Annotated in this window: 19 protein-coding genes; 15 read left to right on the top strand and 4 right to left on the bottom strand. The window is 63.0% G+C overall.

Translation table 11 applies throughout. From position 1 onward, the window contains the following. The first annotated feature begins 5 nt into the window (after positions 1-5). Positions 6-1496 carry a class I adenylate-forming enzyme family protein gene (locus ACR0FC_RS08290; RefSeq protein ID WP_170339778.1) on the top strand — a complete coding sequence of 497 codons (1491 nt, stop codon included), beginning with the start codon at positions 6-8 and terminating at the stop codon, positions 1494-1496. A gap of 152 nt (positions 1497-1648) precedes the next feature. Here ACR0FC_RS08290 and rpe read toward each other — a convergent pair whose 3' ends face one another. Next, positions 1649-2338, bottom strand: a complete 690-nt coding sequence (gene rpe, locus ACR0FC_RS08295; protein ID WP_170339779.1) for a ribulose-phosphate 3-epimerase — start codon at positions 2336-2338, stop codon at positions 1649-1651. A 184-nt stretch (positions 2339-2522) separates the two neighbouring features. Between rpe and phnC the strand changes: the two genes are divergently transcribed. The 5 genes from phnC to ACR0FC_RS08320 all read left to right on the top strand — a co-directional run bounded on the left by phnC (position 2523) and on the right by ACR0FC_RS08320 (position 7269). Continuing rightward, entirely contained in the window at positions 2523-3344 is an 822-nt protein-coding gene (gene phnC, locus ACR0FC_RS08300) for a phosphonate ABC transporter ATP-binding protein (protein WP_170339781.1), read from the top strand. Between the two features lie 68 nt (positions 3345-3412). Continuing rightward, positions 3413-4315, top strand: a complete 903-nt coding sequence (gene phnD / locus ACR0FC_RS08305) for a phosphonate ABC transporter substrate-binding protein (RefSeq protein ID WP_170339782.1) — start codon at positions 3413-3415, stop codon at positions 4313-4315. A 66-nt stretch (positions 4316-4381) separates the two neighbouring features. Continuing rightward, a complete protein-coding gene (gene phnE, locus ACR0FC_RS08310) occupies positions 4382-5263 on the top strand; it encodes a phosphonate ABC transporter, permease protein PhnE (protein WP_170339784.1) in 882 nt (293 codons plus the stop codon). Beyond that, positions 5260-6627 carry a phosphonate ABC transporter, permease protein PhnE gene (phnE, locus tag ACR0FC_RS08315; protein ID WP_170339785.1) on the top strand — a complete coding sequence of 456 codons (1368 nt, stop codon included), beginning with the start codon at positions 5260-5262 and terminating at the stop codon, positions 6625-6627. The genes phnE (ACR0FC_RS08310) and phnE (ACR0FC_RS08315) overlap by 4 nt, the downstream gene beginning before the upstream one ends. Positions 6628-6651: 24 nt before the next feature. Continuing rightward, the gene (locus tag ACR0FC_RS08320) at positions 6652-7269 is read left to right on the top strand and encodes an LbetaH domain-containing protein (RefSeq protein WP_170339787.1); all 618 of its coding nucleotides are present in this window, start codon (positions 6652-6654) and stop codon (positions 7267-7269) included. Between the two features lie 6 nt (positions 7270-7275). Here ACR0FC_RS08320 and phnF read toward each other — a convergent pair whose 3' ends face one another. Beyond that, a complete protein-coding gene (gene phnF / locus ACR0FC_RS08325) occupies positions 7276-7992 on the bottom strand; it encodes a phosphonate metabolism transcriptional regulator PhnF (RefSeq protein WP_170339789.1) in 717 nt (238 codons plus the stop codon). A 102-nt stretch (positions 7993-8094) separates the two neighbouring features. On the opposite strand from phnF, the gene phnG reads away from it, so the two are divergent. Genes phnG through phnN form a run of 8 tightly spaced genes read left to right on the top strand, consistent with a single transcriptional unit; the run spans position 8095 to position 13348 of the window. Next, a complete protein-coding gene (gene phnG, locus ACR0FC_RS08330) occupies positions 8095-8556 on the top strand; it encodes a phosphonate C-P lyase system protein PhnG (RefSeq protein WP_170339791.1) in 462 nt (153 codons plus the stop codon). Beyond that, entirely contained in the window at positions 8553-9128 is a 576-nt protein-coding gene (gene phnH, locus ACR0FC_RS08335) for a phosphonate C-P lyase system protein PhnH (protein WP_170339794.1), read from the top strand. Before phnG ends, phnH begins: the two co-directional genes overlap by 4 nt. A gap of 3 nt (positions 9129-9131) precedes the next feature. After that, positions 9132-10223, top strand: coding sequence for a carbon-phosphorus lyase complex subunit (locus ACR0FC_RS08340; protein ID WP_170339796.1), 1092 nt, complete (start codon positions 9132-9134; stop codon positions 10221-10223). Further along, positions 10220-10453 carry a hypothetical protein gene (locus ACR0FC_RS08345; RefSeq protein WP_170339798.1) on the top strand — a complete coding sequence of 78 codons (234 nt, stop codon included), beginning with the start codon at positions 10220-10222 and terminating at the stop codon, positions 10451-10453. The genes ACR0FC_RS08340 and ACR0FC_RS08345 overlap by 4 nt, the downstream gene beginning before the upstream one ends. Before the next feature lie 8 nt (positions 10454-10461). Continuing rightward, positions 10462-11322 (top strand): alpha-D-ribose 1-methylphosphonate 5-phosphate C-P-lyase PhnJ, encoded by an 861-nt coding sequence (locus tag ACR0FC_RS08350; RefSeq protein ID WP_217358608.1) that lies wholly within the window; start codon positions 10462-10464, stop codon positions 11320-11322. Beyond that, positions 11319-12089 (top strand): phosphonate C-P lyase system protein PhnK, encoded by a 771-nt coding sequence (gene phnK / locus ACR0FC_RS08355; RefSeq protein WP_170339800.1) that lies wholly within the window; start codon positions 11319-11321, stop codon positions 12087-12089. The genes ACR0FC_RS08350 and phnK overlap by 4 nt, the downstream gene beginning before the upstream one ends. Positions 12090-12113: 24 nt before the next feature. Next, positions 12114-12797 carry a phosphonate C-P lyase system protein PhnL gene (gene phnL, locus ACR0FC_RS08360; protein WP_170339802.1) on the top strand — a complete coding sequence of 228 codons (684 nt, stop codon included), beginning with the start codon at positions 12114-12116 and terminating at the stop codon, positions 12795-12797. After that, positions 12794-13348: a phosphonate metabolism protein/1,5-bisphosphokinase (PRPP-forming) PhnN gene (gene phnN / locus ACR0FC_RS08365; protein ID WP_170339804.1), complete on the top strand. Its 555-nt coding sequence runs from the start codon at positions 12794-12796 to the stop codon at positions 13346-13348. The genes phnL and phnN overlap by 4 nt, the downstream gene beginning before the upstream one ends. On the opposite strand, the gene ACR0FC_RS08370 is transcribed toward phnN, so the two are convergent. Continuing rightward, the gene (locus ACR0FC_RS08370) at positions 13324-14007 is read right to left on the bottom strand and encodes a DUF1045 domain-containing protein (protein WP_170339807.1); all 684 of its coding nucleotides are present in this window, start codon (positions 14005-14007) and stop codon (positions 13324-13326) included. The genes phnN and ACR0FC_RS08370 overlap by 25 nt on opposite strands. Before the next feature lie 52 nt (positions 14008-14059). Between ACR0FC_RS08370 and ACR0FC_RS08375 the strand changes: the two genes are divergently transcribed. Continuing rightward, positions 14060-15202, top strand: coding sequence for an alpha-D-ribose 1-methylphosphonate 5-triphosphate diphosphatase (locus ACR0FC_RS08375; protein WP_170339809.1), 1143 nt, complete (start codon positions 14060-14062; stop codon positions 15200-15202). Here ACR0FC_RS08375 and ACR0FC_RS08380 read toward each other — a convergent pair whose 3' ends face one another. Beyond that, positions 15203-15679 carry a class I SAM-dependent methyltransferase gene (locus ACR0FC_RS08380; RefSeq protein WP_093964551.1) on the bottom strand — a complete coding sequence of 159 codons (477 nt, stop codon included), beginning with the start codon at positions 15677-15679 and terminating at the stop codon, positions 15203-15205. Between the last annotated feature and the right edge of the window lie 3 nt (positions 15680-15682).

Raw genomic sequence — 15682 nt, forward strand, 5'->3', positions numbered from 1 at the left:
GGGACATGAACAAGTGGCACGACTATCCGGATGCCCAGATCCGGACCCGCCCGCAGGCACGCGCCTTTGCCGACGGGTTCGGCGCCGATTGGAGCTTTGCCGACCTCGACCGCGCGATTTCCGAGCTGTCAGACATCCTGCTGGCCTCGGGGGTGCGCCCGTGCGATCGGGTCATGCTGGTGCTCGAGAATTGCTGTGCGGCAGTGGCCGCGCTGTTTGCCTGTTCCCGGATCGGCGCCTGCGTGGTGCCGGTGAACGCCCGTCAGACCGAGGCTGAGTTGGCGCGCATCGTGGGTCACGTGACTCCGGCGGTGATCCTGTTCACATCGGCGGCGTCGCCGGAGGCGCGCGACCATGCGCAAACGGCCGGAGCCCAGCCCGTTTCCGGGGCCTTCGGGCAGATGCACCTGGCTGCGCCGAACCCGAGCGCACCCGACCCCGATCTGGCGGATGTCGCGGCGATGCTGTTCACCACCGGCACGACCGGAACGCCCAAGGGCGTGATGCTGACCCACGAAAACCTGCGGTTCGGCGGGCTGACCTCGGCGAATTTCCGGGGGTTGACGCAGGATGACGTGGTCTATGGCGTTCTGCCGATTTCGCACATCTTCGGGCTGGCTTCGATCGTCACTGGGTCGGAGTTGGCCGGGGCCTTCGTCCAGCTGGATGCCCGGTTCGCAGCGGACCGCGCCTTTGCCGCGTTGAATGCGGGCGTCACGGTGTTTTCGGGTGTGCCGCAGATGCATGCGCTGCTGATGCAATATGCCAAGGAACAGGGGTTGGAGCGGTTGCCCTCGGGCGCCCTGCGCTACACTTCGTCCGGGGCTGCCCCGCTGGATCCGGCGTGGAAACGCAAGGCCGAGGCGTTCTATGGCGTCGCGCTGCAGAACGGCTATGGCATGACCGAAAGCACGGCGGGGATCTGCGCCTCGCACAACCGGATCGGGGATCCGGATATCTCGGTCGGCCCGCCCTTGCCGGGGGTCGATCTGCGCATTGACGAAACCATACCCGGCGGCGGAGATGGCGTGGGCGAGATCCTGACGCGCGGCCCGCATGTGATGAAAGGGTACTATCGCAATGCGGAAGAAACGGGCCGGGTTCTGGCCCAGGGATGGTTGCGCACGGGCGACCTCGGCCGTCTGGACGCGCAGGGCAATCTGCACGTCGTCGGCCGCGCCAAGGAACTGATCATTCACGGCGGCTTCAACGTCTATCCGCCCGAGGTCGAGGCCGCGCTGAACGACCACCCGCAGGTGATCCAGTCTGCGGTGATCGGGCATCGGGTGGGCGGCGACGAACAGGTGCTGGCCTTTGTTCAGGTGCCTGAAATCGGCGCTGTGTCCGAGGCAGAGTTGGCGGTGTTCGTGGCGGAACGTCTTGCGGGCTACAAACGGCCCAGCCGGATCGTGCTGGCCAAGTCACTGCCCGCCGCGCCCACGGGGAAGATCCTCAAGCACAGGCTGCTTGCACATTTCGCGGATCAACTGGCCTAGGGGCAGGGCCGGCAAAACGCTCCCGCGTCCGCGCGACATCGGCTGCGCCGATCCCGCTTGCGGCCTTGGGCCCGGCATCGCGCCATGCGCGATGCCGGGCCCAACAGGAGGAGACGTTTTGCAAAAACGTAGACGACGGGCGGGAGCCGCCGTCAGACCGCGTGGCCTTCGGCTGCTGCGCGAATGGCACGGATGTTCTGGCCATAGATGTCCGGGTTCGCAACCGACCCGCCCTTGAAGACCGCTGAACCGGCAACAAGAACGTCGGCACCGGCCGCTGCGACCAACGGGGCGGTCGAGGGATCGACTCCCCCGTCGATTTGGATATGCACCGGGCGGTCGCCGATCATCTCGCGCAGGCGGCGGACCTTCGTGGTCATGTCGATGAATTTCTGCCCGCCAAAGCCGGGGTTCACCGTCATCACGCAGACCAGATCGGCCAGATCCAGCAGGTGCTCGACCGCGTCGGCCGGAGTACCCGGGTTCAGTGCCACGCCTGCCTTCATTCCGGCCGCGCGGATCGCCTGCAACGTGCGGTGCGTGTGCGGACCGGCCTCGACATGGGCCGTCAGATAGTCCGCGCCGGCATCGGCATAGGCCTGGATGTAAGGATCGACCGGCGTGATCATCAGGTGCACATCCATCACCGTCTTGACATGCGGGCGGAACGCTTTGACCGCCGGCGGGCCGAAGGTGAGATTTGGCACGAAATGACCGTCCATCACGTCAACATGGACCCAGTCGGCGCCCTGGGTCTCGATGGCTTGGATTTCCTGTCCGAAATTGGCGAAATCGGCGGACAGGATCGACGGTGCGATCTTGATCTTGCGGTCAAAGCTCATGGCGGCCTCATGTGACAGATCTGACGGTTCAGGTGTTGAGCTCGCGTATAGACGGGACGAGCGGCATTGCCCAGCCCTTGCATAGGCCATCCGCTTTCAGCCCGTTACAAAAGCTTCACCGGATCGACACATCACCGTTGAGCACCAGCTGTAGACGACCTCCATCACGAATTGGGGGTGGCACGTGCTGCGCATCGAAAAACTGACCAAGCGCTTCGGCGACAATACTGCCGTCGATACCGCAACGCTGGACGTCGACAAGCCATGCATGATCGGGATCATCGGGCGGTCGGGCGCGGGCAAGTCCACCCTGCTGCGTATGATCAACCGCCTGACCGATGCCAGCGCAGGGCAGATCCTGTTTCACGGGCGCGACGTGACCAAGTTGAAAGGGCGCGAAAAACGTGCGTGGCAGGCCGATTGCGCGATGATCTTCCAGCAATTCAACCTTGTGCCCCGCATGGACGTGGTCTCGAACGTGCTGCATGGAACGCTGAACCGGCACTCGACGCTGGCGACCATGTTCAACCTTTTCCCGATGGAAGACATCCATCGCGCCATCGACATTCTCGACCGTCTTGGCATCGCCGAACATGCCCCCAAACGGGCCGAGGCGCTTTCCGGCGGACAGCAGCAGCGTGTCGCCATCGCGCGGGCGCTGATGCAGGACCCCAAGATCATCCTGGCCGATGAACCCATCGCCTCGCTGGACCCGATGAACGCGCAAGTCGTGATGCAGGCCCTGCGCCGCATCCACGAAGAGGACGGCCGTACCGTGATCGCCAATCTGCACACTTTGGACACTGCGCGCCGCTATTGCGACCGCGTGGTCGGCATGCGCGACGGTCGCATCGTGTTCGACGGCCTGCCCGAGCAGCTGACCACCGGCGTCGCCCGCGAGATCTACGGCGCTGATGCCAGCTTCTCCGAGGCCGCGACCTCGACCGAGATCGAAACGCTGGATGCCAACCGGAAAGCTCTGATGGAAGCCGAGGCCACGATCTGAGCCCCAAACACCTCATTCATCGCCCGGCCCGATGAATGGGGTGGGCCAATCAACCTGGAGAGAGACAGATGAAGAAACTTGTTGCCGCCCTGGTCGCGACCACTGCCCTGAGCGCGCCTGCCATGGCAGAGGAGATCAGCGAATTCCGTATCGGCATTCTGGGCGGAGAAAACGCACAGGACCGTCTGAACAACAACGAATGTCTGCGTGAATACACCGAGGACGCGCTGGGTGTCGAAACCAAGCTGTTCGCCCCGGCGGACTACAACGGCGTGATCCAGGGCCTGCTGGGCGGCACGATCGACATGGCCTGGCTGGGCGCCTCCGCCTATGCCAAGACCTATCTCAGCGACCCCGAGGCGGTCGAACCGGTTCTGGTCAAGGTGAACGTAGATGGTGGGTATGGCTACTACTCGGTCGGGTTCGCCCGCAAGGATAGCGGCATCACCTCGCTTGATGACATGAAAGGCAAGGTATTTGGCTTTGGTGATCCGAACTCGACCTCGGGCTACCTGATCCCCTCGATCGAAATCCCTCAGGCAACGGGTGCGACGATGGAGTCGGGTGACTACTTCGGTGAAGTAAAGTTCACCGGTGGTCACGAGCAGACAATCGTCGCCGTGAACAACGGTGACGTGGATGGTGGCGTGACCTGGGCCGATGGTCTGGGCAACTGGGAAGACGGCTACAATTCGGGCGCGCTGCGCCGCGCCGTGGATGCCGGACTGGTCGACATGAACGACATGGTCGAAATCTGGAAATCGAAGCCGATCCCCGAAGGTCCGGTGGTTCTACGCAAGGCATTGCCGGCAGATGTCAAAGAGAAGATGACGGCTCTGATGGCCGGGCTGGCCGACAAAGACCGTGAGTGTTTCTATGGCGTGGCCGCAGGTGAAGCCAAAGCATTCGAGCCGATCACCCACGAGGCCTACGAAATCATCATTGAAGCCCGCAAGCTGAAGTCGAACTAAGCCTGCGCAACTTCTGTTCGGGGTCCGGCGGTGAACCGGACCCCACTATCCCCATCGGAGCCTTTCATGACCGACCTGACCGCGGGAACCGCCGGACTCGACCGGATTCGGGAGGATTACACCATCATGACCCGTCGCAAACGGGTTTACGGTGGGATACTCCTGATCCTGTTCGTGGCTCTTATGGCGGCCGGATTCCGGACCGCCGACATGCGAAACGCCGGTAGTTTTGCCGATGGGTGGAACCGCATTTTCGATTACCCTGCCGAGGTTCTGACTGAGGCCTGGGAGAAAATCGGGGAATTGCCCGCAATTTTGGTCGAGTTCTTTCCCGCGCTGATCGAAACACTGAATATCGCCGCCGCGGCCACGCTGTTGGGCACTCTGGGCGGCACCTTTATGGCGCTGATGTCCACCCGCGGCATGGCGCTGTGGCCGTCATTGATCCCCGTTTTTCGCCGTATTTCTGATATTTGCCGGGCCGTTCCGGAAATCGTCATCGCGTTGGTACTGATCTTTGTTCTGGGCGGCGGGCCTGTGCCTGCAATGATTGCCATCGCCATTCACACTGCCGGTGCTCTGGGCAAATTGTTTTCCGAAGTGAATGAAAACGCCTCTCTGAAACCGGTAGAGGGGCTGCAGTCGGTTGGCGCCAACTGGTCGCAGCGGATGTATTTGGGCGTGATCCCGCAGGTCGGGCCAAACTACGTCAGCTACGCCCTGCTGCGGTTCGAGATCAACATCCGCGCTTCGGCCATTCTTGGTTTCGTGGGGGCAGGTGGCTTGGGGTACGAACTGCGCAACGCCATGTCCTGGGGGCAGGGGCGTTACGACGAGGCGGCGGCCATCTTTCTGCTTCTGTTCGTCACCATCGTGGCCGTGGATCAGCTGTCCGGCATTTTGCGTGACCGTCTGACACACGGTTCCGCCAAAGGAGCCGCAGCATGAGCACCTTTGCCACTGATCTGCCGATCAACGACTTGAAAGCCAGAACCGACCACATCTTTCGGCGCAAACGGGCGCTGAGTTTCGGGTTGCCGGGGCTGGTCATTCTATACCTGATCTATGTTTTCTTTGCCTTTGACGTGCCCGGCTTGGCCGAGCGGGCCAACTGGGAAAACGGCAAGACGCTTGTATCCGACAGCTACAGCTACAAGACTCATGTGACCCGGGACAATCGAAACGGACAGGTGTCCGTTGCGATCGAGGGAGAGCGCAAGGGTGCTTACCCGGATGGCACTGCGCCGGAATGGGTCGCTTTGGGCGAAACCACGGTGATTGACCTGGAAGATGGCCATATCGTTCGTTTTGGACCTGAAACCGTGGAATATGACATCCCCGGTTACGGAACAGTGCGCGCAACGCCCAGCCGGTCTGCCGGAGTGCAGGCCGAGCTGCCGACTGCCGAGGTGCCGGACTGGATCAACATTTCAAAGAACCGCCTGGCGATCACCACGCCGGCGGGCCGGCTGACCGTGACACGCAACCGGGCCGAGGTGTTCCGGTATTTCAACGGGTGGGAACTGTTCTGGTTCACACTGGACAGCCCCTATCACGGTCAGTCTTTCAGCCAGTTGATGGGGCGTGCCGCATCGGGCGAGGCCGCGGAAATATTTGACGATTTCTGGACCAACAAAATGTGGCGCCATCAGGATGTTGCGTGGGCGATCTTTGAAACGCTTCTGATGGCTTTTCTAGGTACTCTGGGGGCGGGGATGATCGCTTTGCCCCTCGCATTTCTGGCGACACGAAATTTCAATCCGTTTAGAACGGTCCGATTTGCCACCCGTCGTATCTTTGATTTCGTGCGCGGTGTTGATGCGTTGATCTGGACGGTGGTTCTGGCACGCGCCTTCGGGCCGGGGCCGCTGACAGGGGCGCTGGCCATCCTGGTCACCGATACCGGCACCTTCGGCAAGATATTTTCCGAGGCGCTGGAAAATGTTGATCAGAAGCAAATCGAAGGCGTGCAGTCCACCGGGGCCAATGCACCGCAGAAGTATCGTTTCGGTGTGATCCCGCAGATCACGCCGGTTCTGCTCAGTCAGCTCCTGTACTTCCTGGAATCCAACACCCGCAGCGCAACGGTGATCGGGGCGATTACCGGGGGCGGGATCGGTCTGTTGCTGACACAGGCGATCATCACGCAGAAAGACTGGGAGGAGGTCGCCTATTACATCGTGCTCATCATCCTGATGGTCATGCTGATGGACTGGTTCTCGGGCTGGCTGCGCAGGCGGCTGATCCAGGGCGGGCAGCCCAAGGCGCGCAAACAGCGCGACCCGCAGGCCAAGCCCCTAATGTTGCCTTGAACCGCATACGAGGATTTGCAGACCATGGCGCGCTTGCGACCGGACCAGCCCTTCATCCATCCGGATTGCCAGATAACCGGCAGCAGCTTTGGCGCCTTTGTCGAAATCGGCGCCGGAACGCGGGTGACCAATTCGGTGTTTGGGGACTATTCCTATTGCGACCGGACCTGCGACATCGCCAATGCCCGGATCGGGAAATTCGCCAATATCGCCAGTTTCACCCGGATCGGCGCCACTGACCATCCGATCGGGAAAGCGTCGCTGCATCACTTCCACTACCGCTCGGCCGACTATTGGGACGATGCCGAGGACGATGCGGATTGGTTCGCGCTGCGCGCCGGGCGGCTGGCGCATATCGGGCATGACACATGGATCGGCCACGCGGCCGTCATCAAGCCCGAGGTGACGATCGGGCACGGGGCAATCGTCGCCTCCGGGGCGATCGTGACCAAGGATGTGCCGCCCTATACAATCGTCGGGGGTGTCACCGCCCAACCCATCCGCCGCCGGTTCCCCGAGCAGGTCGCCGAGCGGATGATGGCTCTGGCCTGGTGGGAATGGGACAATGCCCGCCTGCGCGCGGCGCTGCCGGATTTTCGCGCGTTGCCCGCCGAGGTCTTTCTGGAGAAATACGAGGATTGACCGGCATCACCCGTGATCGTCATCCAGCGTCAGAGTGACCCGCTCACCGGCAAAGACGGTCTTGCCGTATTCAACCGGATGCCCCTGCGGATCGGCATTGATGCCGACCGAATGCAGAACCGGAGCGCCCTCGATCAGTTGCAGGTGCCGGGCCTGAATCGCATCGGCCGCGCGGGCTGTCAGGCGGGTCGAGATGCGGGTATAATCCGCCACGCCGCAGTGCCGCAGCGCCCGCGTGACCGAGCCGTTCTGGGCCAGCACCTCGGGCAGGTCGGGCAGGCGGGCGGCGGGAAAGACGCTTTGGAACACCGCGATCGGTTGGCCATCGGCCAGCGACAACCCGTCATAGACATGCACCGGGTCGCCGGGGGTCAGGGCCAGCGCCTCGGCCTCGGTCTTGTCGGCGGCGCGGGTGATCAGCGACAGCACCCGCTTGCCCGGAATCTTGCCGCTGGCCGAGATGTTCTGGTGGTACCGGACCCGCTTGCCGATCGGGTAATCGGTCGCTGCTGCCGAAACGAACACGCCGGCCCCGCGGCGCGGATGCACCAGCCCCTGCCGGGCCAGTTCGGCCAGGGCCCGGCGCACCGTGTGGCGGTTCACGCCGTGGGTTGCGGCCAACTGCGCCTCGGTCGGCAGGCGTTCGCCGGTGGCAAAGCGCCCCTCGGCAATGTCGGCGGTCAGCGCCAATGCGATGGTCTTCCAGATCGGTGTTTGGCTCATGTCATCAAAACTTCACAGCATATTCGTTGCGAGTCACCCTTTGCCCCGCTATGATTTGTCTAGTTGTATAGTAGTTGTAGACAACTTGGCCAAGAGGCTTTGATGGCGGATCAGACAAAAATTGCGACAGGTGATCGACAGGCCTGGTTGGGCCTTCTGGCACGTGCGCCGGCCGAGGCGCTGGCGGCCTTGTGGTCCGGCTATGGCGCGCGCCCCGAATTCCAGTGGTTGCGCACGCCCGAGATCGGCGGCGTCATGGTGCGGGGGCGGGCAGGCGGCATCGGCGCACCGTTCAACCTGGGCGAGATGACGGTCACGCGCTGCGCTCTGGTCTTGGCCGACGGAACCGAGGGCCACGGATATGTGCAGGGGCGCGACAAGACCCATGCCGAAACCGCCGCTCTGATCGACGCGCTGATGCAGACCGGTGATGCGGACACGGTGCGTGCCAAAATCCTGGAGCCGCTGACCCGTCAGGTTCAGGCGGCCAGATCGGCCCGTGCCGCCAAGGCCGCGGCCACCAAGGTCGAGTTTTTCACGATGGTTCGCGGAGAGGATCAATGACCCCACAGACCCGTTTTTCAGGCGGTTTCACCGATGCTCCGGTTCAGGCGGCGCACGCCTTTCGTGCGGCCATGACTGTGATGGCGCGGCCGGGCGAGTTGCGGCAGCTGGTCGGCGCGACCCCGCCCGAAGGCCTGTCGGTCGCCGCCGGAACGCTGCTGCTGACGCTGTGCGACGCGGATACGGGCGTTTATCTGGCGGGCACGGCCGACAACCCGGCCATTCGCCAGTGGCTGACTTTCCACACCGGTGCGCCCCTCGTGCCCGCCGCGCAGGCGGACTTCGCCGTCGGTTTCTGGCAGGATCTGGTGCCGCTGGACCAATACCGGATCGGAACGCCGGAATGTCCCGACCGATCCGCCACCCTGATCGTGGAGTGCGACGTGTTGCGCAAATCCGGCGCCACCCTGCGAGGCCCAGGCATCCGCGACACTGCACGCCTGGCCGTGCCCGACATTGCGGCGCTTCAGGCCAATTCGGACCTGTACCCGTTGGGGTGCGATTTCTTCTTCACCTGCGGGGATACGGTCGCGGCCCTGCCGCGCAGCAATCGCATCCAGCCTGAGGGTTAGGCCATGTACGTAGCCGTCAAAGGGGGCGAAAAGGCGATCGAAAACGCCCATGCCTGGCTGGCCGAGGAACGCCGGGGCGATCTTGGCGTGGCTGAATTGTCCTTGGCCCAAATCCGCGAACAACTCAGCCTTGCGGTGAACCGCGTGATGGCCGAGGGCTCTCTGTACGATCCCGATCTGGCCGCACTTGCGATCAAACAGGCGCGCGGTGATCTGATCGAGGCGATCTTCCTGATCCGCGCCTACCGCACCACCCTGCCGCGGTTTGGTTGTTCGTCCCCAGTCGATACCGGCGGCATGACCTGCGACCGCCGGATCTCGGCCACGTTCAAGGATGCACCGGGCGGGCAGGTTCTGGGCCCGACCTTCGACTACACGCACCGCCTGCTGGATTTCAAACTGGCGGCCGATGGCGCGGTGCCCGCGGCCCCCACTGCCGCGCCGCGTCACGAGCCGACCCCACACATCACCGAATTCCTCAAGGACGAAGGCCTAATCCAGGATGAACCCGCCAGCGATGAGCCGCCCGGTGACCTGACGCGCGAACCGATGGAGTTCCCGGCCGACCGCCCCCTGCGCCTGCAAGCGCTGACGCGCGGGGACGAGGGGTTCGTGCTGGGCATGGCCTATTCGACCCAGCGCGGCTATGCCCGCAACCACGCTTTCGTGGGTGAGCTGCGCATCGGCACCGTCGGGGTCGAGATGGAAATCCCCGAACTGGGTTTCGCGATTGAGATCGGCGAGATCGCCCTGACCGAATGCGAAACGGTGAACCAGTTCAAGGGATCAAAAACCGAGCCGCCGCAGTTCACACGCGGCTATGGGCTGGTCTTCGGCCAGTCCGAGCGCAAAGCCATCGCGATGGCGCTGGTGGACCGCGCCTTGCGCTGGGAGGAATTGGGCGAAGACGATCTGGGCGCTCCGGCGCAGGATCAGGAATTCGTCCTCAGCCATGCCGACAACATTCAGGCGACCGGCTTTCTGGAGCATATCAAGCTGCCGCATTACGTCGATTTCCAGTCCGAACTGGAACTGGTGCGCAAATTGCGCCGCGAGGCCGAAGGACGCTTGGCGTCACCGGAGGCGGCTGAATGACTCCAGTGACCTTCCTGCATCCTGTCCGCTTGATGGGTTGTTTTATCGGCGGCCAATGGCTGAGTGGCGGTTTCCGAGCCGATCGCGGACCGTTCGCCATGTTGGTCGCGTCGCATGGCCCGGCGCCGTCGCCGGGAGTGTATCCTGCGCCAGAGAAAGTACACCATGACGACCGCGAAGGCCGAGGCAACCAGATAACCGTCCACAACAACACCAAAAACCGAAAGTGATACATCAAATGAATGAGTATAACTTCGCATATTTGGACGAACAAACCAAGCGGATGATCCGTCGGGCCATTCTCAAGGCTTTGGCGGTGCCCGGCTATCAGGTGCCTTTTGCAAGCCGCGAGATGCCCATGCCCTATGGCTGGGGCACGGGCGGGGTTCAGGTCTCGGCCGCGACGCTGACCCCCGACGATACGTTCAAGGTCATCGATCAGGGTGCCGATGACACGACCAATGCCGTGTCGATCCGAAAGTTCTTTGAAAAGACGGCGGGCGTGGTCACGACCGAAGAGACCGGGAAGGCGACCATCATCCAGACCCGCCACCGTATCCCCGAGGCCCGGCTGCGCGCCGATCAGATCCTGGTCTATCAGGTCCCGATCCCCGAACCACTGCGGTTTCTGGAACCGCGCGAAACCGAGACACGCAAGATGCACAGCCTGCAGGAATACGGGTTGATGCATGTGAAGCTCTACGAAGACATCAGCCAGCACGGCGCGATTTCCACGGCCTATGCCTATCCGGTCCGGGTGGCCGACCGCTATGTGATGGACCCGTCTCCGATCCCGAAATTCGACAATCCGAAACTGGAAATGGACGCGATCCAGCTGTTCGGGGCCGGGCGCGAGCAGCGCATTTATGCGGTGCCGCCGCATACGCGGGTGGTCAGCCTCGATTTCGAGGACTATCCGTTCGAGGCCAGCAAGGCCGATCACGCCTGCGATCTGTGCGGGGCCGAAGACAGTTACCTGGACGAGGTGATCACGGACGATGCAGGCAACCGGATGTTCGTGTGTTCGGACACCGATTTCTGCCGGTCCCGCCGCGAGGCCGGACACCAAGGCCGTTTGGCGCAGGAGGATGCGGCATGACCCCGCTCTTGCAGGTCAAAGGCATCGAGAAGCGCTATGGCGCGCGGATCGGCTGCCGGGATGTCAGTTTCGAACTTTACCCCGGTGAGGTGATGGGGATCGTCGGCGAAAGCGGGTCGGGCAAGTCGACCCTGCTGAATTGTCTGGCCGGGCATTTGAAACCGGATGGCGGGCAGGTGATCTTTGATACCCGCGCCGACGGGCCGGTGGACACGGTCACGATGTCGGAACCGGCCCGCCGGATGCTGGGGCGTACCGACTGGGCCTTTGTGCATCAGCATGCCCGCGACGGGCTGCGCATGTCGGTCAGCGCCGGCGGCAATATCGGCGAGCGGCTGATGGCCGTGGGGGGGCGGCACTATGGCCAGATCCGCGGGCAGGCTCTGGATTGGCTGGGCCGGGTCGAGATAGCAGAAAGCCGCGTGGACGACCGACCCAGCGCGTTTTCGGGCGGCATGCAGCAACGGTTGCAGATCGCGCGCAACCTGGTGACCGGTCCGCGGCTGGTCTTCATGGATGAACCGACCGGTGGGCTGGACGTCTCGGTGCAGGCGCGGCTGCTGGACCTGCTGCGCGGTCTGGTGCGCGAGATGGGGCTGAGCGCCATCATCGTCACCCATGATCTTGCCGTGGTGCGGCTGCTGGCGGATCGCTTGATGGTGATGAAGGATGGCGAGGTGGTCGAGGCGGGGCTGACCGATCAGGTGCTGGACGACCCGCAGCATGCCTATACGCAACTGCTTGTGTCCAGCGTCCTGCAGGTTTGAATGCTACAGAAAAGATGAAATCCGATGATTGAACTGATCGACGTGAGCAAGAGCTTTACCCTGCACAATCAGGGCGGCGCCGTGATCCCGGTGATGGCGGGCGCGTCGCTGCAGGTCGGGGCCGGAGAATGCGTGGCCCTGACCGGGGCCAGCGGGGCCGGGAAGTCCACACTGATGCGGGTGATCTACGGCAATTACCTGGCGGCCTCGGGGCAGGTGCGGGTGGGTGGCCTGGACGTCGCCCGGGCCCAACCGCGCGAGATCCTGCAACTGCGCCGGGAGACCCTGGGCTATGTCAGTCAGTTTCTGCGTGTTGTGCCGCGTGTGCCGACGCTGGAGGTCGTGGCCGAACCGCTTCTGGTTCAGGGGTGCGAGCGGCAGACCGCACTGGACAAGGCAGCGGGCCTCCTTCAGCGCCTGAATATTCCGGAACCGCTTTGGCGCCTCAGTCCCACGACATTTTCGGGCGGTGAACAGCAACGGGTGAATATCGCGCGTGGTTTTGCGCATGACTATCCGGCTCTGTTGCTGGATGAACCCACGGCCAGCCTTGACGCACGAAACCGCGAAACCGTGCTGTCCCTGATCCAAGAGGCAAAGGCCCGCGGCGCGGCGATCATTGGGATATTCCACGACCAAGAGGCCCGTGACCGGGTCTGCAGCCGCGTGGTCGACGTCACGCAGTTTGCGCCGGGGGCGGCGGCATGAAGATGGCCCCGGTCATTGCAGTTGTCGGGCCTTCGGGTGTTGGAAAAGACAGCGTGATCCAAGCACTGCTGGCGCGCGCGTCGAACTTCGAAAGGGTGCGTAGAGTCATCACCCGTCCCCATGGCGAAGGCGGTGAGGATTTTGACCGCGTGTCCGACCGGGCGTTTCAAACAATGGTCCAAAAGGGCAGCTTTGTTCTGTGCTGGGCCGCGCACGGGCTGCACTACGGCATACCCGTTGCGATCACGGACCAACGCCGAAGGGCCGATGCAGTTCTGGTCAACCTCTCAAGGGCTGTGTTGCCCGAGGCGCAGAAGGAATTTCGAGAGCTGATCGTGATATCCCTGACGGCCGAACCAAAGGTTCTGGCACAACGTCTGGCAGTGCGCGGCCGGGAAAGCGCGGCTGATCAAGCCCGGCGTTTGGGGCGCGCCACTGCAGCCCTGCCCGAAGGCCTGAACCACGTGATCGAGGTCGACAATTCCGGGTCACTGGATGCAACCGTTGAAACCATCTTGTCCGGCCTTCAACCCGAAAGGGCGTACCGTTGAAGCATATGGAACCGCCCGTCTTCAGCCTCGCCCACAAGGGCCAGGTCCCCTATGTCAAAAGGGGCTGGCAGCAATGGGACAAGCCGTTGGTTCAGCACGGTTTGCACGTTTGCCAGCATCGGCTTGCTCAGGCGACCGGACAGGGTGATGTGAAAGCGGAAAGCCTCCAGAACGTATGGGTAGCCCCAGTTCGTCAGATTGGCGTCCTGCTCCATGGTCAGCCCGGCCGCTCGGCGCCGGTTCATCTCGGTTTCCGAGGCCGGGGCACGAAAAGGGTCCAGGTCGCGGACGCAAGCCGCCGCAAGCGCGTTCAGGTCTCGTGTGTCGCCCACGGGCCGCAAAGCAAGAAACCGACCAAGGCGTGCAACTTCGAGCCCGTCCAGCGAAACGGGGGCGAATTTACCGGCCAAACGGGCGCAGGTGTCCTCCAAAGCGGACAGCGACTGATCTTCACGCAAGCGAAATGGCGGCTTCATCGTGGCATGAAGCCCGTATTTGCGCGGCACTTGTGTTACCGAGGCGACGTCCAACCCGTCAATGGCCGGATGGTCGACGGTCCGTCCCGCATCGATGTCCCACCCCAGCCACGCGGTTGCAAACCTGCTCCAGTCGGATTGGGCTGGGGGAACGAAATAGATCGCGTATCGCGCAAAATTCACAATGGCCTCCTGTTGCGTGGCCTCTCCTTACCTCAAACCACGTGAAATTCCGATGACAGATGAACTGACCCTTGCCAATGCGTTGCTTGTTCTGCCGGATGAGACTGTCCGGGGGTGTGTCCGTATCGTTGGCCAGACGATCGCTGATATAGAAACCGGCGCGGCTGTTCCGAATGGCGCGATTGACTGTGACGGGGACTATGTGTCGCCCGGCCTGGTCGAGTTGCACACCGACAACCTGGAACGCCACATCCAGCCGCGGCCCAGGGTGGACTGGCCCCATGCCGCAGCCATTCTTGCGCATGACGCGGAACTGGCCAGCACCGGGATCACGACCGTCTTTGACGCTATGCGCGTGGGGTCGATCCCGTCCGGTGCTGGACGGTATCTGAAATACGCGCGCGGACTGTCGCGCGAGCTGTGGGAGTTGCGAGAACAGGACGCACTCAAGATCAGCCACTTTCTGCATCTGCGCGCCGAAGTCTGTTCTGAGACGCTGGTCGAAGAGCTGCAGGAATTCGGTCCAGAAGACCGGGTGGGTATCGTTTCGTTGATGGATCACACGCCGGGCCAGCGCCAGTTTCGGGACCTGTCCAAGTTCGAAGCCTATCTCAAAGGCAAGTACGCAATGGATGACGACATGTTCGCACGGCACGTCGACCAGTTGCGGGGGCTGAGGGACCGCAATGGAGACCGCCACGAGCAGGAGGCCGTGGACGCCGCGCGTCGCTTCGGAGCGGTTCTGGCCAGCCACGACGACACGACCGAGGCGCAAGTAGCAATATCCGCCCGTCATGGCATTCGGCTGGCCGAGTTTCCAACGACGGTCGAGGCGGCACAGGCCTGTCACGTTCATGACATTCAGGTCATGATGGGCGCGCCAAACCTGATCCGGGGCGGGTCACATTCTGGGAATGTGGCAGCAGGGGAACTGGCCGACTTGGGGTGTTTGGACATTCTGTCGTCGGACTATGTGCCGTCAGCCTTGCTGTTGTCAGCCGTTACCCTTGGGCGCATCTGGGATGACATGGCGCGTGGCATCGCCACTGTCACACGGGCTCCGGCACAGGCGGCGGGCCTTGCGGATCGCGGCGCTCTGAAACCGGGGCTGCGGGCAGACCTGATCCGTTTTCGAATGCGGGGTGACGTCCCGGCCCTGACTGCCGTCTGGTCGCGCGGACAGCGCGTGGCCTGATCAGGCGAGGTAGAACAGATAGCGGTCGGGCGCGATGGAGTCCGGGCCGTTGATCTGCTCGAACCCTTCCAGCGGTTGGCCGGAAATCAGCAATCCGCCTGGGACCATGACCGAGCCAATCAGCTTGCTGAGCCTCGCCGCTTCGGCCACGTCTTCATGTTTGATCCCGCGACCAAAATCATAATGCGCTAATGCGATCCGCGGGCCGTCTTCGGCCAGCTTTTTCAGCATCGGTTCGGCCTCGCCCTGCAGAAAATCCTCGGCCGGCGGGGTGCTGTCCGGGTGACATTGCAGAACCCGGTCCATGACCCAGATACGCCGGTCGGGCAGGATCTCGCGTAGGTGGTCATAGGTGCGGCCGTTGCCCAAACCCATGTCCAGCACATCGCCTTTCAGCCCTTTGATCCGCGCCGCAGCCCAGTTCAGCCCGTCGCGCTGGGCGGTCAGGCGTCGCAGCATGGAATCCAGTCGGCTCATCAA

Source organism: Ruegeria sp. BB9 (genome assembly GCF_056539345.1).

What these genes read in the sequence shown, in the direction of transcription:
- ACR0FC_RS08290 (WP_170339778.1), top strand. Translation starts at nt 6, where the DNA reads ATGAACAAGTGGCACGACTATCCGGATGCCCAGATCCGGACCCGCCCG.
- rpe (WP_170339779.1), bottom strand. Translation starts at nt 2,338, where the DNA reads ATGAGCTTTGACCGCAAGATCAAGATCGCACCGTCGATCCTGTCCGCC.
- phnD (WP_170339782.1), top strand. Translation starts at nt 3,413, where the DNA reads ATGAAGAAACTTGTTGCCGCCCTGGTCGCGACCACTGCCCTGAGCGCG.
- phnE (WP_170339784.1), top strand. Translation starts at nt 4,382, where the DNA reads ATGACCGACCTGACCGCGGGAACCGCCGGACTCGACCGGATTCGGGAG.
- phnE (WP_170339785.1), top strand. Translation starts at nt 5,260, where the DNA reads ATGAGCACCTTTGCCACTGATCTGCCGATCAACGACTTGAAAGCCAGA.
- ACR0FC_RS08320 (WP_170339787.1), top strand. Translation starts at nt 6,652, where the DNA reads ATGGCGCGCTTGCGACCGGACCAGCCCTTCATCCATCCGGATTGCCAG.
- phnF (WP_170339789.1), bottom strand. Translation starts at nt 7,992, where the DNA reads ATGAGCCAAACACCGATCTGGAAGACCATCGCATTGGCGCTGACCGCC.
- phnG (WP_170339791.1), top strand. Translation starts at nt 8,095, where the DNA reads ATGGCGGATCAGACAAAAATTGCGACAGGTGATCGACAGGCCTGGTTG.
- phnH (WP_170339794.1), top strand. Translation starts at nt 8,553, where the DNA reads ATGACCCCACAGACCCGTTTTTCAGGCGGTTTCACCGATGCTCCGGTT.
- ACR0FC_RS08340 (WP_170339796.1), top strand. Translation starts at nt 9,132, where the DNA reads ATGTACGTAGCCGTCAAAGGGGGCGAAAAGGCGATCGAAAACGCCCAT.
- ACR0FC_RS08345 (WP_170339798.1), top strand. Translation starts at nt 10,220, where the DNA reads ATGACTCCAGTGACCTTCCTGCATCCTGTCCGCTTGATGGGTTGTTTT.
- ACR0FC_RS08350 (WP_217358608.1), top strand. Translation starts at nt 10,462, where the DNA reads ATGAATGAGTATAACTTCGCATATTTGGACGAACAAACCAAGCGGATG.
- phnK (WP_170339800.1), top strand. Translation starts at nt 11,319, where the DNA reads ATGACCCCGCTCTTGCAGGTCAAAGGCATCGAGAAGCGCTATGGCGCG.
- phnL (WP_170339802.1), top strand. Translation starts at nt 12,114, where the DNA reads ATGATTGAACTGATCGACGTGAGCAAGAGCTTTACCCTGCACAATCAG.
- phnN (WP_170339804.1), top strand. Translation starts at nt 12,794, where the DNA reads ATGAAGATGGCCCCGGTCATTGCAGTTGTCGGGCCTTCGGGTGTTGGA.
- ACR0FC_RS08375 (WP_170339809.1), top strand. Translation starts at nt 14,060, where the DNA reads ATGACAGATGAACTGACCCTTGCCAATGCGTTGCTTGTTCTGCCGGAT.
- ACR0FC_RS08380 (WP_093964551.1), bottom strand. Translation starts at nt 15,679, where the DNA reads ATGAGCCGACTGGATTCCATGCTGCGACGCCTGACCGCCCAGCGCGAC.